Consider the following 13,146-nt stretch of genomic DNA (forward strand, 5'->3'; position numbering starts at 1 on the left):
TCCATGTTCAACGCAGTCATCGACGCGCCGTTCGGCAAGGTCGGCATCCGCACGGATGCCGCGGTGGTGCGCGAGATCGTCTATCTGCCCGAATCGATGAAGTCGGTCGATCCGGACTCGGCGCTCGCGAAGCGCGCGGTCGAGCAGATCGAACGTTATTTCGAGCGCGCATCGGCGCGCTTCGACCTGCCGCTCGCCGACGTCGGCAGTGCATTCCAGCACCGCGTATGGGACGTGATCAGCGACATCCCGCCCGGTACGGTGCTGACCTACGGCCAGGTCGCGAAGCGGATCGGCAGCGCGCCGCGCGCGGTCGGCCAGGCGTGTGGCGCGAACTACTTCCCGCTCGTGATTCCGTGCCATCGCGTCGTCGCGGCGGGCGGCCTCGGCGGATTCGCGAACCACGACGACAACGGCTATTACCAGCAAGTGAAGCGCTGGCTGCTGGCGCACGAGGGCGTGCCGTACCAATGAGCGAACCGATGATTTCCCCCCGCGCCGACAACGACAGCGAGATCGACGCCGTCGCGGCATCGCCCGCGCTGCTCGCGAGCCGCGCGTCGATCGACGTGTTCTGCGATGCGCTGTGGCTCGAGCACGGGCTCGCGCGCAACACGCTCGATGCGTACCGGCGCGACCTGGCGCTGTTTTCCCACTGGCTGGCCGCGACGCACGGCGCGCCGCTCGACTCGGCCGACGAGGCGATGGTGACCGGCTACATCGCCGCGCGCAGCGACGGCAAGGCGACGTCGTCGAACCGGCGGCTGTCCGTGTTCCGCCGCTATTACGGCTGGGCCGTGCGCGAGCATCGCGCGAGCGCCGACCCGACGCTGCGGATCACGTCCGCGAAACAGGCGGCCCGATTCCCGTCGACGCTGTCCGAGGCGCAGGTCGAGGCGCTGCTCGGCGCGCCCGACATCGGCACGCCGCTCGGCCTGCGCGATCGCACGATGCTCGAGCTGATGTACGCGAGCGGGCTGCGCGTGAGCGAACTCGTGACGCTGAAGACGGTCGAGGTCGGCCTCAACGAAGGCGTCGTGCGCGTGATGGGCAAGGGGTCGAAGGAGCGGCTCGTGCCGTTCGGCGAAGTCGCGCACGGCTGGATCGAACGCTACCTGCGCGATGCGCGGCCGGCGCTGCTCGGCGCACGCGCGGCCGATGCGCTGTTCGTGACCGCGCGCGGGGACGGGATGACGCGCCAGCAGTTCTGGAACATCATCAAGCGTCACGCGCAGCAGGCCGACGTGCGCGCGCACCTGTCGCCGCACACGCTGCGGCACGCGTTCGCGACGCACCTGCTGAACCACGGCGCCGACCTGCGCGTCGTGCAGCTGCTGCTCGGCCACAGCGACATCTCGACCACGCAGATCTATACGCACGTCGCGCGCGAGCGGCTCAGGACGCTGCACGCGCAGCATCACCCGCGCGGCTGACACGCGCCGCGCGTGCATTCGCGCGGCGCGGACTGCAATGCGGACTCGCGCAGCGCGCCGGCGGCGGCGTCAGACCAGTTCGCGCAGCCGGTGCTTGAGCACCTTGCCGGTCGACGCGGCCGGCAGCGCATCGAGCACGCGGATATGCGCAGGGCGCTTGTAAGCGGTGAGCCGATCCGCGCACCACGCGTGCAATGCCGCCTCGTTCGCCGCCGCGCCGGGCACCAGCTCGACGAACGCGAGCACTTCCTCGTTGCCGTCGATCGCGCGGCCGATCACGGCCGCCTGCACGACGTCCGGATGCGCGTTCAGCACCTGTTCGACTTCGACCGGATACACGTTGAAGCCCGAGCGGATGATCAGCTCCTTGCTGCGGCCCACGATCGTCACCGCGCCGTCCGCGTCCTGCCGCGCGAGGTCTCCGGTGCTCAGCCAGCCGTCCGGCGACACGGCCGCGCGCGTCGCGTCCGTGTCGCGGTAGTAGCCGAGCATCACGTTCGGCCCGCGCACGCGGATTTCGCCGACTTCGCCCGGCGGCACGTCGGTGCCGTCCGGCGCGACGATCCGCATGTCGACGCCCGGGATCGGCACGCCGACCGAACTGTCCGCGCGCGGCGCGTCGAGCGGCGTCTGCGTGATCGTCGGGCTGCTTTCGGTCATCCCGTAGCCGTTGTGCAGCGGCACGCCGTACAGGCGCTCGACGCGGGCCTTCAGGTTCGCATCGAGCGGCGAGCCGCCCGAATACGCGAAGCGCAGCCGCGGCGCGCGCCACGCGTGGCCGTGCGTGTGCAGGTGTTCGAGCAGCTTCGCGTGCATCGCGGGCACGCCCTGGAAGATCGTCACGCCTTCGTCGGCGAGCGCGACACGCACGGCTTCCGGCGAGAAGCGCGGCGCGAGCCGCAGCGTCGCGCCTGCGTAGAGGCTGCCGACGCATACCGACGCGAGCCCGTACACGTGCGACACGGGCAGCACCGTGTAGACGACGTCGTCAGGAGACACGCGGCGCAGCGTGCTCGATATCGCCGCGATGAACAGCAGGTTGCGGTGCGACAGCATCACGCCTTTCGGCGTACCGGTCGTGCCAGTCGTGTAGATCAGCGCCGCGCATTGCCCGGCGCCGTCGGCGGCCACCGGTTCGGCGGGGGCGCTTGGATCGACGCGATACGACCACGCGCCGATGTCGACCGGCAGCGCGCCGGCGGGCGTCGCGCCGAGCCGCTCGGCGTGGGTGCGCGCGTCGGCCGATGCGTCGGTCGTGAACGCGATCAGCTTCGGACGCGCATGCGCGGCGATCGCGTCGAGCTCGGCGGCCGACAGCCGCGCGTTCGACACGAGCGCCCAGGCGTCGAGGCGCGCGGCCGCGAACAGCAGCACGATCTGCGCGACGCAGTTTTCCGCGACGATCATCACGCGGTCGCCGCCTTGCACGCCGAGGCCCGCGAGCCGCGCGGCCGCCGCGTCGACGGCCTGCGCCAGCTCGCCGTACGACAGCCGGCGAGCATCCTCGATCAGCGCCGGATGCGCGGGCGACTGCGCGGCCCGGTGCGCGGGCACGTCGGCGATGCGGCGCGGCAGCGCGGCGAGCAGCGCATCGACGTCGAGCGATTCGGATGAACGGATGGGCGAGGACATGGCGTCTCCAGATGAGGGGCCGGCGGCGCCGGCGATATTTGCGAACGATCGTGCCATGAGGGCGCGCGCGCCACAATCAGCCAAACGGGCAATAGCGCTTCGCGATGTTCGCAACGATGATGGGCACACTTGCGACGGCGATGCGGCGGGCCGGCGGAAAACGGGCCGCGAGTATACCGCCGGCGCGGGCACGCCATCGCGCGCTCGCCGATCGTTCGCCATTAAAATGCCGCCATGAGCAAATCCAGACACGTGTCCGAAACCCCCGCGACCCAGTTGCTGCGCCGCCATGGCGTCGCGTTCGGCGAGCATCCGTACGAATACGTCGAGCACGGCGGCACCGGCGAATCGGCGCGCCAGCTCGGCGTCGACGAGCACAGCGTCGTGAAGACGCTCGTGATGGAAGACGAGCACGCGAAGCCGCTGATCGTGCTGATGCACGGCGACCGCACCGTGTCGACGAAGAATCTCGCGCGGCAGATCGGCGCGAAGCGCGTCGAGCCGTGCAAGCCCGACGTCGCGAACCGCCATTCGGGCTATCTCGTCGGCGGCACGTCGCCGTTCGGCACGCGCAAGACGATGCCCGTCTACGTCGAGGCGACGATCCTCGACCTGCCGACGATCTACCTGAACGGCGGCCGGCGCGGCTACCTCGTCAGCCTCGCGCCGGCGGTGCTCACGTCGCTGCTCGGCGCGCAGCCGGTGCAGTGTGCGAGCGTCGACTGAGGGTTTCACCTTCGTGGCACCCCGCGCCCGTTCGGTAGAATGGGCGCCGTTTCGGCCTGCCGGCTTGCCGCGCACGGCCGTCCCTTTCCCGATACGTTGAAAGAAGAGTCCTCCGCATGCAGATCCTGCTCGCCGCCTTCGTTGCCTACCTGATCGGTTCGGTGTCGTTCGCCGTCGTCGTCAGTTCCGTGATGGGGCTGGCCGACCCGCGTTCGTACGGATCGAAGAATCCCGGCGCGACCAACGTGCTGCGCAGCGGCAACAAGAAGGCCGCGATCCTGACGCTCGTCGGCGACGCGTTCAAGGGCTGGATCGCCGTCTGGCTCGCCCGGCGCTTCGGCCTGCCCGACGTCGCGATCGCGTGGGTCGCGATCGCCGTGTTCCTCGGCCACCTGTACCCGGTGTTCTTCCGCTTCCAGGGCGGCAAGGGCGTCGCGACCGCGGCCGGCGTGCTGCTCGCCGTGCACCCGGTGCTCGGGCTCGCGACCGCGCTGACCTGGCTGATCGTCGCGTTCTTTTTCCGCTATTCGTCGCTCGCGGCGCTGGTCGCGGCCGTGTTCGCGCCGGTATTCGACGTGTTCCTGTTCGGCATGCCGGGCCACAACCCGGTCGCGTGGGCCGTGCTGGCGATGAGCGTGCTGCTCGTGTGGCGTCACCGCGGCAACATTTCGAAGCTGCTCGCGGGGCAGGAGAGCCGGATCGGCGACAAGAAGAAGGCGGCCGCGGACGGCGGCGCGCAGGACGGCGGGAAAGCCTGAGCACGCGCGGCGCTGGCCGCGCGCCGGGCGCGCCGCGTGTGCGGGGCCCGGCCGGATGACGCGACGGATCGGCGGCCGGTCAGTCGCGGAAGTTGTTGAAGTCGAGCGGCGTGTCGGTCACGTCCTTGCGCAGCATCGCGATCGTGCTCTGCAGGTCGTCGCGCTTCGTGCCCGAGATGCGCACCGCGTCGCCCTGGATGCTTGCCTGCACCTTGATCTTGCTGTCCTTCACGAGGCGCACGATCTTCTTCGCCAGGTCGCCCGTCACGCCTTTCTTCACGGTGACGATCTGCTTGACCTTGTCGCCGCCGATCTTCTCGACCTTGCCGTAGTCGAGGAAGCGCACGTCGACGTTGCGCTTGGCCAGCTTGCCGATCAGCACGTCCTTGACCTGGCCGAGCTTGAAATCGTCGTCGGCGAACAGCGTCAGCTCGCGTTCCTTCTGCTCGACGCGCGCGTCGGAGCCCTTGAAGTCGAAGCGCGTCGAAATTTCCTTGTTCGACTGCTCGATGGCGTTCTTCACTTCGATCATGTTCGCTTCGGAAACGACGTCGAACGATGGCATGGCATTCTCCCTTGAGATTCGGGCACCCGGCTCGCGCGCGGGCACTCGCTATAATTGCGGACTGTTTGCCATTTTACCGATGCCCCTCCGTTTGCCCAAGGCCGGCCATGCGCCGCCCGGCCGACGTGACCGCGAATGCCGATGCCTCCTGACGATTGCTCCCTGTCGCTGCTTCCCGACCATCCGCTCGCCGCGCACAATACGTTCGGCATCGCCGCGCGCGCGCGTTTCGCCGCGTGCATCACGCAGGCGGCGCAGTTCGAGGCGCTGCATCGCGACCCGCGGGTCGCGAGCCTGCCGCAGCTCGTGCTCGGCGGCGGCAGCAATATCGTGTTCACGCGCGATTTCGACGGCATCGTGCTGCTCGACGAGATCGCGGGCCGCCGCGTCGTGCGCGAGGACGACGACGCGTGGTATGTCGAGGCCGGTGGCGGCGAGAACTGGCACGCGTTCGTCGCGTGGACGCTCGAGCACGGGATGCCGGGCCTCGAGAATCTCGCACTGATCCCGGGCACCGTCGGCGCCGCGCCGATCCAGAACATCGGCGCGTACGGCCTCGAGATGAAGGCGTATTTCGATTCGCTGGTCGCGGTCGAGCTGGCGACCGGGCGCAGCGAGCGGTTCGACGCCGCGCGCTGCGCGTTCGGCTATCGCGACAGTTTCTTCAAGCGGGAAGGGCGCGGCCGGTTCGCGATCGTCGCGGTGACGTTCCGGCTGCCGAAGCAATGGACGCCGCGGCTCGGCTACGCGGACGTCACGCGCGAGCTCGACGCGCGCGGCATCGCGTCCGATGCGGCGACGCCGCGCGACGTGTTCGATGCGGTCGTCGCGATCCGCCGCGCGAAGCTGCCCGATCCGCTCGTGCTCGGCAATGCGGGCAGTTTCTTCAAGAATCCGGTGATCGACGCCGCGCAGTTCGACACGCTGCGCGCCCGCGTGCCGGAGGTCGTGTCGTATCCGCAGCCGGACGGGCAGGTGAAGCTCGCGGCCGGCTGGCTGATCGACCGCTGCGGCTGGAAGGGGCGCGCACTCGGGGCGGCGGCCGTGCACGACCGCCAGGCGCTCGTGCTCGTCAATCGCGGCGGCGCGACCGGCGCCGACGTGCTGGCGCTGGCGCGGGCGATCCAGGCTGACGTGCGCGCGCAGTTCGGCGTCGAGCTGGAGGCCGAACCGGTCTGCCTGTAACGGCGCGCGCCGGTTTTCGCGCATCCAAACGAAAAGCGCCGGTCGTCGACCGGCGCTTTTTTACGCGGGTGCGTTGGGCGGCGCGTCAGTGCTTGAGGCGGCCGAGCAGCAGGAACTCCATCAGCGCCTTCTGCACGTGCAGGCGGTTTTCCGCTTCGTCCCACACGACGCTCTGCGGGCCGTCGATCACGCCGGCCGTCACTTCCTCGCCGCGGTGCGCGGGCAGGCAGTGCATGAAGAGCGCATCCGGATTCGCGTGGCCCATCATTTCCTCGTCGACGCACCAGTCGGCGAATGCCTGCTTGCGCGCCTCGTTTTCGGCCTCGAAACCCATGCTCGTCCACACGTCGGTGGTGACGAGATCGGCGCCCTTGCACGCTTCGTTCGGATCGTCGAACACCTCGTAGAACGGCGCGCTGTCGGGCGACACGAGCTTCATGTCGAGCGCATAGCCGGGCGGGGTGGACAGGCGCAGCTTGAAGCCGAGGATCTGCGCGGCCTCGATCCACGTGTACAGCATGTTGTTCGCGTCGCCGACCCACGCGACGGTCTTGCCGGCGATCGGCCCGCGGTGCTCGTAGTACGTGAAGATGTCCGCGAGCACCTGGCACGGGTGGTAGTCGTTCGTCAGCCCGTTGATCACCGGCACGCGGGAATTCTGCGCGAAGCGCGTGATCACGTCCTGTTCGAACGTGCGGATCATGATGATGTCGACCATTCGCGAGATGACCTGCGCGGAATCCTCGACGGGCTCGCCGCGGCCGAGCTGCGTGTCGCGCGTGCTCATGAAGACGGCGTGGCCGCCGAGCTGGAAGATCCCGGCCTCGAACGACAGGCGCGTGCGCGTCGAGCTCTTCTCGAAGATCATCGCGAGCGTGCGGTCGTGCAGCGGGTGATAGGTCTCGTAGTTCTTGAACTTGCGCTTCAGGATACCCGTGCGTTCGAGCACGTACTCGTAGTCTTCCAGCGAGAAATCCTTGAACTGCAGGTAGTGACGAATGGTTTTGGCGGTCATGAAACGAAATACGGCGGGTCTCACCCGGCAGCGAGGCCGGACGGCGCCGCCGTCGGGTGTGGATAACTCAAAGCAGCATAAAGGATTTTCTGTGCTTTGACGAGCCGTGAAAAAGCCGTGGAAAGACGCGGGGCAGGATCGCTGCGCGCGACCGGCCGTGCGGGAAGAGGGGTGTCGGGACGACGCGCGATGGCGCGCTGCGGTATAATTCGAAAGTTTTCTCCAGCCCGGCAGGCAAGGCTTTTCGCGCTCTGCCGGACACAAGCCGTGCGCTGCACACATCCGGTGCAGTCCACCGGCGGCGCGCATCGACGCTCCGTTTTCGGGATATCGATCGGCGCGTGCGGCCGACCCTCCAGCTTTGTGTTCGCGTATCCAGGCGCCGTTGCCTGGGCATCGCCGGGCCGTCACTTGGGTAACCACATGGCTGAAACCCCTCCGACCGAATTTTTCATCCAGGGCATCACGAAAGACGGGAAAAAGTTTCGCCCGAGCGACTGGTCGGAACGTCTGGCCGGTGTGATGGCCTGCTTCGGGCCGGGGGCGAGCGGGCCGAACGCGCGTCTCAAGTATTCGCTGTACGTGCGCCCGACGATGCTCGGCGACCTCAAATGCGTGATCCTCGATTCGCGGTTGCGCGACATCGAGCCGATGGCGTTCGATTTCGTGCTGAATTTCGCGAAGGACAACAACCTCGTCGTGACCGAGGCGTGCGAACTGCCGGACTACAACACGAAGAAGTGACTGATGCCGACGGGCGAGGGTGCGTGTCGCGCCCGCCCCCAAGGCAAGCACTGCCGCCGCGCACGATGCGCCGGCGGCAGGCAACGAAAAAGCCCGCCTAGGCGGGCTTTTTCGTGATCGCAGGAAACAGGAACGCCCGCGTGAGCGGGCGCACCGGAGTTACGCTGCTGCCTGCAGGCCCTTGACGGCTGCGGCCAGGCGGCTCTTGCTGCGAGCGGCCTTGTTCTTGTGAACGATCTTCTTGTCGGCGATCGTGTCGATCGTCTTCACGGCAGCCTTGAACAGCTCGGCAGCCTTTGCCTGGTCGCCGGCTTCAACAGCCTTGCGAACCGACTTGATCGCGGTACGGAATTTCGAGCGCAGCGCCGAGTTGTGCGAGTTTGCCTTCGCGGCCTGGCGGGCGCGCTTGCGTGCTTGTGCGGAGTTAGCCATGACGGTTCCTTATCCTGTCCTGTTTCCAGAGCTTGGAGCCTGACGGCCAAGCGCTGCTTTTCGATCCGTCCCCTGAGAATGATTGCCCAGGGGCGCATAAAAAAACGGTGATTTTAACCGAGGCCGGGACATGAAAACGGCAGTTGCCGTGCATGTACGAGCCCAGAAACCGGCGATTATAGCAACAAAATCAAGCGAGTGGCAAGTTCGACGTAACGTCCGCCAACTGGAGCGCCGGCGGCGGCCGCGCTTTTCGGCATCGGCCGGTGGCCGGGTCGCGCAACGTCCGTATAATAAGCGCCCCATGAATCTATTCCGAGCCCTGCTGACGGTCAGCGGCTTCACGCTGCTGTCGCGCGTGACCGGACTGGCCCGCGAGACGCTGATCGCCCGTGCGTTCGGCGCCAGTCAATACACCGACGCGTTCTACGTCGCCTTCCGTATCCCGAACCTGCTGCGCCGCCTGTCCGCCGAAGGCGCGTTCTCGCAGGCGTTCGTGCCGATCCTCGCCGAGTTCAAGAACCAGCGGGGGCACGATGCGACGAAGGCGCTCGTCGACGCGATGTCCACCGTGCTCGCGTGGGCGCTGGCCGTGCTGTCGGTCGTCGGCATCGCCGGCGCGTCGTGGGTCGTGTTCGCGGTCGCGTCCGGCCTGCACGCCGACGGCCAGGCGTTCCCGCTCGCGGTCACGATGACGCGGATCATGTTCCCGTACATCGTGTTCATTTCGCTGACCACGCTCGCGTCGGGCGTGCTGAACACGTACAAGAGCTTCTCGCTGCCCGCGTTCGCGCCGGTGCTGCTCAACGTCGCGTTCATCGCCGCGGCCGTGTTCGTCGCGCCGCACCTGAAGGTGCCGGTCTACGCGCTTGCATGGGCGGTCATCGTCGGCGGCGTGCTGCAGTTTCTCGTGCAGTTGCCGGGCCTCAAGAAGATCGACATGGTGCCGCTGATCGGCATCAACCCGCTGCGCGCGCTGCGTCATCCGGGCGTGAAGCGCGTGCTCGCGAAGATGGTGCCCGCGACGTTCGCGGTGTCCGTTGCGCAACTGTCGCTGATCATCAACACCAACATCGCATCGCGGCTCGGGCAGGGCGCCGTGTCGTGGATCAATTACGCCGACCGCCTGATGGAATTCCCGACCGCGCTGCTCGGCGTCGCGCTCGGCACGATCCTGCTGCCGAGCCTGTCGAAGGCGCACGTCGACGCCGACTCGCACGAGTATTCGGCGCTGCTCGACTGGGGGCTGCGCGTCACGTTCCTGCTCGCGGCGCCGAGCGCGCTCGCGCTGTTCTTCTTCGCGACACCGCTCACCGCGACGCTGTTCAATTACGGCAAGTTCGACGCGCATACCGTCACGATGGTCGCGCGCGCGCTGGCCACCTACGGGATCGGCCTCGTCGGCATCATCCTGATCAAGATCCTCGCGCCGGGCTTCTATGCGAAGCAGGACATCAAGACGCCGGTGAAGATCGCGGTCGGCGTGCTGATCGTCACGCAGCTGTCGAACTACGTGTTCGTGCCGCTGATCGGCCACGCGGGCCTTACGCTCAGCATCGGCGTCGGCGCGTGCCTGAATTCGCTGCTGCTGTTCCTCGGGCTGCGCAAGCGCGGCATCTACCAGCCGTCGCCGGGCTGGCTGCGCTTTTTCGTGCAGCTCGTCGGCGCGGCGCTCGTGCTCGCGGGCCTGATGCACTGGTGCGCGATCAATTTCGACTGGACCGGCATGCGCGCGCAGCCGCTCGATCGCATTGCGCTGATGGCCGCGTGCCTCGTGCTGTTTGCTGCACTATATTTCGGTATGTTGTGGGTGATGGGCTTCAAATACGCTTACTTCAGAAGGCGCGCCAAGTGACGACCGCAATGACCCGCGTCCTCGACTACTTCAGCACGCTCGTGGCGGACGACGACAGTCTGCCCGTCACGGAAGCCGCGCTGTCGCTGGCGCAGGACGCGTATCCCGACCTCGACCTGCAGGGCACGCTGGCCGAACTCGACATGCTGGCGGCGCGGCTGCGCCGGCGGCTCGCCGACGATACGGACCTGAAGGGCCGCGTCGCCGCGCTGAACGACTTCTTCTTCCGCGAGCTCGGCTTCGCGTGCAATCACAACGATTACTACGACCCCGATAACAGCCACCTGAACGCCGTGCTGAAACGGCGCCGCGGGATCCCGATCTCGCTGTCGGTGCTGTACCTGGAGCTCGCCGAGCAGATCGGCGTGCCGGCGCGCGGCGTGTCGTTTCCCGGCCATTTCCTGCTGCGCGTGACGCTGCCGGACGGCGACCTGATCATCGATCCGACCAATGGCCATTCGCTGTCCGAAGCCGAGATGGTCGAGATGCTCGAGCCGTACGTCGCGCGCGCGGCCGGCGCCGTCGACAGCGCGTTGCGCGCGCTGCTGCAGCCGGCGACGAGCCGCGAGATCATCGCGCGGATGCTGCGCAACCTGAAGACGATCTATCTGCAGACGGAGCGCTGGCAGCGGCTGCTCGCGGTGCAGCAGCGGCTCGTGATCCTGTTGCCCGAGCAGCTCGACGAGGTGCGCGACCGCGGCTTCGCGTATGCGCGGCTCGATTACCTGCGTCCCGCGCTCGAGGATCTCGAGCAGTATCTCGGCGAGCGGCCGGAGGCGGAAGACGCGACCGTCGTCGAGTCGCAGGTCAGCGAATTGCGGCAGCGGATGCAGCGCGACGGCGAGGATTGAGCGCGCCGGCACGCCCTTGCCCGCACACGGAAAGAACGCCCGCATCGCGGGCGTTTTTCTTGCACGCGTGCCGTTGCTACTTCGGCTGCATCCGGATCGCGCCGCCCACGCGAATCACTTCGCCGTCGAGCCTCGGACGCTTGCGGCGGCGACACGCGCACGCGCGTGCACGTCGCGGCAGGCGAAAAAAAGCCGCCCGGAACGGGCGGCTTGCGGGTGCGCGACGCGCTGCTTACTTCAGTGCGTCAAACGCGCGCTCGCGGATTTCGTCGACGGTTCCGAGGCCCGAGATCTTGCGATACTGCGGCGCCTTCAAACCGTTTTCCTCGCCGCGCTGCGCCCAGTCGCCGTAGTACGTGATCAGCGGCTTGGTCTGCGCTTCGTATACTTCGAGACGCTTTTTGACAGTTTCTTCCTTGTCGTCGTCGCGCTGGATCAGCGGTTCGCCCGTCACGTCGTCGTGCCCTTCGACCTTCGGCGGGTTGAACTTGACGTGGTACGTGCGGCCCGATGCCGGGTGCGTGCGGCGGCCGCTCATGCGCTCGATGATTTCCGAGAACGGGACGTCGATCTCGAGCACGTAGTCGATCGCGACGCCGGCATCCTTCATCGCGTCAGCCTGCGCGATCGTGCGCGGGAAGCCGTCGAACAGATAGCCGTTCGCGCAGTCGGATTCCTTCAGGCGTTCCTTGACGAGACCGATGATCAGCGCGTCCGGCACGAGCTTGCCGGCATCCATGTAGCCCTTCGCCTCGACGCCGAGCGGCGTGCCGGCCTTGACGGCCGCACGCAGCATGTCGCCGGTCGAGATTTGCGGAATCCCGAATTTTTCCTTGATGAAGTTTGCCTGGGTGCCCTTTCCCGCGCCGGGCGCGCCCAACAGGATCAAACGCATGGTGATATCTCCAAGTATGTAGATTCGTGTGGCGAGACTCGAAGGCGTCGGCGACGGCGGGCGCGGGGCTTGCACGGCGCGTGGCGGACCGGTCTGATGCGGCGCGTCGGTTCGAGCGACGCGCGGCTGCCGGCAGGGCCACGGGCGGGGTCAAGCGAGGACGCGCTGGTCGCGGACGGCTCGCACAATCGCCTGATTATGCCACGGGTTATTTTGAACCCGGCTGAAAAAGGGCCTGCACGCGCGCGAGATCGGCCGGCGTGTCGATGCCGGCTTCGGGCGCGGACTCGGTGATCAGCACTGCGATGCGCTCGCCGTGCCACAGCGCGCGCAGCTGTTCGAGCTGCTCGGCCTGTTCGATCGGCGCCTGCGCGAGCGACGGATAGGTGCGCAGGAAACGCGCGCGATACGCATAGAGGCCGATGTGCCGGTAGACCGGGAAAGCCGGTGCTGGCATGGCCGAGACGTCGGGCCAGTGCGGCTGGTACGCGTCGCGGCTCCACGGAATCGGCGCGCGCGAGAAGTACAGCGCGACGCTCTGCGCGTCGAGCGCGACCTTCACGACGTTCGGGTTGAACACGTCGGCCGCGTCGTGGATCGGATGGGCTGCGGTCGCGATCGCGCACGCCGGATGGGCGGCCAGGTGCGACGCTACGTCGCGGACGAGCGCGGGGTCGATCAGCGGTTCGTCGCCTTGCACGTTGACGACGACGGTGTCGTCGCGCCAGCCGAAGGCCGCCGCGACTTCCGCGAGCCGGTCGGTGCCGGACGGATGATCGGCGCGGGTGAGCACCGCTTCGAAGCCGTGATCGCGCGCCGCGTCGAGCACGCTCTGCGCATCGGATGCGACGAGCACCTGCTGCGCGCCCGCTTCGCGCGCGCGTTCGGCGACACGCACGACCATCGGCTTGCCGCCGAGATCGGCGAGCGGCTTGTTCGGGAGCCGCGTCGACGCGAGCCGGGCGGGAATGACGGCGATGAAGGGTTGCGGCTGAGTCATCGGGGAGCGCTGGGAAGGACGGGGTGGGCGACGCCGGAAGCCGGTCGCCCGGCGG

Annotated in this window: 14 protein-coding genes; 8 read left to right on the top strand and 6 right to left on the bottom strand. The window is 67.8% G+C overall.

Annotated elements, in window-relative coordinates; all coding sequences use genetic code 11:
* Positions 1-3: 3 nt before the first annotated feature.
* Complete coding sequence (locus tag J8I35_RS17085; RefSeq protein ID WP_126363037.1) at positions 4-474, top strand: methylated-DNA--[protein]-cysteine S-methyltransferase; 471 nt, start codon at positions 4-6, stop codon at positions 472-474.
* Positions 471-1,433 (top strand): site-specific tyrosine recombinase XerD, encoded by a 963-nt coding sequence (gene xerD / locus J8I35_RS17090; protein ID WP_124595623.1) that lies wholly within the window; start codon positions 471-473, stop codon positions 1,431-1,433. The genes J8I35_RS17085 and xerD overlap by 4 nt, the downstream gene beginning before the upstream one ends.
* A gap of 69 nt (positions 1,434-1,502) precedes the next feature.
* Here the strand turns inward: xerD and J8I35_RS17095 are convergent, their stop codons facing one another.
* Positions 1,503-3,065, bottom strand: a complete 1,563-nt coding sequence (locus J8I35_RS17095; protein WP_209926301.1) for an AMP-binding protein — start codon at positions 3,063-3,065, stop codon at positions 1,503-1,505.
* A gap of 234 nt (positions 3,066-3,299) precedes the next feature.
* Between J8I35_RS17095 and ybaK the strand changes: the two genes are divergently transcribed.
* Positions 3,300-3,791, top strand: a complete 492-nt coding sequence (ybaK, locus tag J8I35_RS17100) for a Cys-tRNA(Pro) deacylase (RefSeq protein WP_209926303.1) — start codon at positions 3,300-3,302, stop codon at positions 3,789-3,791.
* A 116-nt stretch (positions 3,792-3,907) separates the two neighbouring features.
* The gene (gene plsY, locus J8I35_RS17105; RefSeq protein WP_209926305.1) at positions 3,908-4,549 is read left to right on the top strand and encodes a glycerol-3-phosphate 1-O-acyltransferase PlsY; all 642 of its coding nucleotides are present in this window, start codon (positions 3,908-3,910) and stop codon (positions 4,547-4,549) included.
* Positions 4,550-4,628: 79 nt separating this feature from the next.
* Here the strand turns inward: plsY and J8I35_RS17110 are convergent, their stop codons facing one another.
* Complete coding sequence (locus tag J8I35_RS17110; protein ID WP_006482217.1) at positions 4,629-5,114, bottom strand: YajQ family cyclic di-GMP-binding protein; 486 nt, start codon at positions 5,112-5,114, stop codon at positions 4,629-4,631.
* A gap of 135 nt (positions 5,115-5,249) precedes the next feature.
* On the opposite strand from J8I35_RS17110, the gene murB reads away from it, so the two are divergent.
* On the top strand, positions 5,250-6,299 hold the full coding sequence (murB, locus tag J8I35_RS17115; RefSeq protein ID WP_209926306.1) for a UDP-N-acetylmuramate dehydrogenase: 1,050 nt from the start codon (positions 5,250-5,252) through the stop codon (positions 6,297-6,299).
* An 85-nt stretch (positions 6,300-6,384) separates the two neighbouring features.
* Here the strand turns inward: murB and argF are convergent, their stop codons facing one another.
* A complete protein-coding gene (gene argF, locus J8I35_RS17120) occupies positions 6,385-7,314 on the bottom strand; it encodes an ornithine carbamoyltransferase (protein WP_027785240.1) in 930 nt (309 codons plus the stop codon).
* A gap of 423 nt (positions 7,315-7,737) precedes the next feature.
* On the opposite strand from argF, the gene J8I35_RS17125 reads away from it, so the two are divergent.
* Complete coding sequence (locus tag J8I35_RS17125) at positions 7,738-8,058, top strand: DUF3579 domain-containing protein (RefSeq protein ID WP_011546046.1); 321 nt, start codon at positions 7,738-7,740, stop codon at positions 8,056-8,058.
* 159 nt (positions 8,059-8,217) lie between these two features.
* On the opposite strand, the gene rpsT is transcribed toward J8I35_RS17125, so the two are convergent.
* Positions 8,218-8,490 (bottom strand): 30S ribosomal protein S20, encoded by a 273-nt coding sequence (rpsT, locus tag J8I35_RS17130; protein WP_006482211.1) that lies wholly within the window; start codon positions 8,488-8,490, stop codon positions 8,218-8,220.
* Between the two features lie 304 nt (positions 8,491-8,794).
* Here rpsT and murJ point away from each other — a divergent pair, with 304 nt between their 5' ends.
* Together murJ and J8I35_RS17140 are read left to right on the top strand one after the other, a co-directional pair.
* Entirely contained in the window at positions 8,795-10,345 is a 1,551-nt protein-coding gene (murJ, locus tag J8I35_RS17135) for a murein biosynthesis integral membrane protein MurJ (protein ID WP_209926313.1), read from the top strand.
* Between the two features lie 8 nt (positions 10,346-10,353).
* Complete coding sequence (locus J8I35_RS17140; RefSeq protein WP_011546044.1) at positions 10,354-11,196, top strand: SirB1 family protein; 843 nt, start codon at positions 10,354-10,356, stop codon at positions 11,194-11,196.
* Between the two features lie 232 nt (positions 11,197-11,428).
* Here J8I35_RS17140 and adk read toward each other — a convergent pair whose 3' ends face one another.
* Positions 11,429-12,091, bottom strand: a complete 663-nt coding sequence (adk, locus tag J8I35_RS17145) for an adenylate kinase (protein ID WP_050017061.1) — start codon at positions 12,089-12,091, stop codon at positions 11,429-11,431.
* A 208-nt stretch (positions 12,092-12,299) separates the two neighbouring features.
* The gene (gene kdsB / locus J8I35_RS17150) at positions 12,300-13,091 is read right to left on the bottom strand and encodes a 3-deoxy-manno-octulosonate cytidylyltransferase (protein WP_050017063.1); all 792 of its coding nucleotides are present in this window, start codon (positions 13,089-13,091) and stop codon (positions 12,300-12,302) included.
* Positions 13,092-13,146 lie beyond the last annotated feature (55 nt).

Source organism: Burkholderia sp. CpTa8-5 (genome assembly GCF_017815045.1).
GTDB classification, from domain to species: Bacteria; Pseudomonadota; Gammaproteobacteria; order Burkholderiales; family Burkholderiaceae; genus Burkholderia; species Burkholderia sola.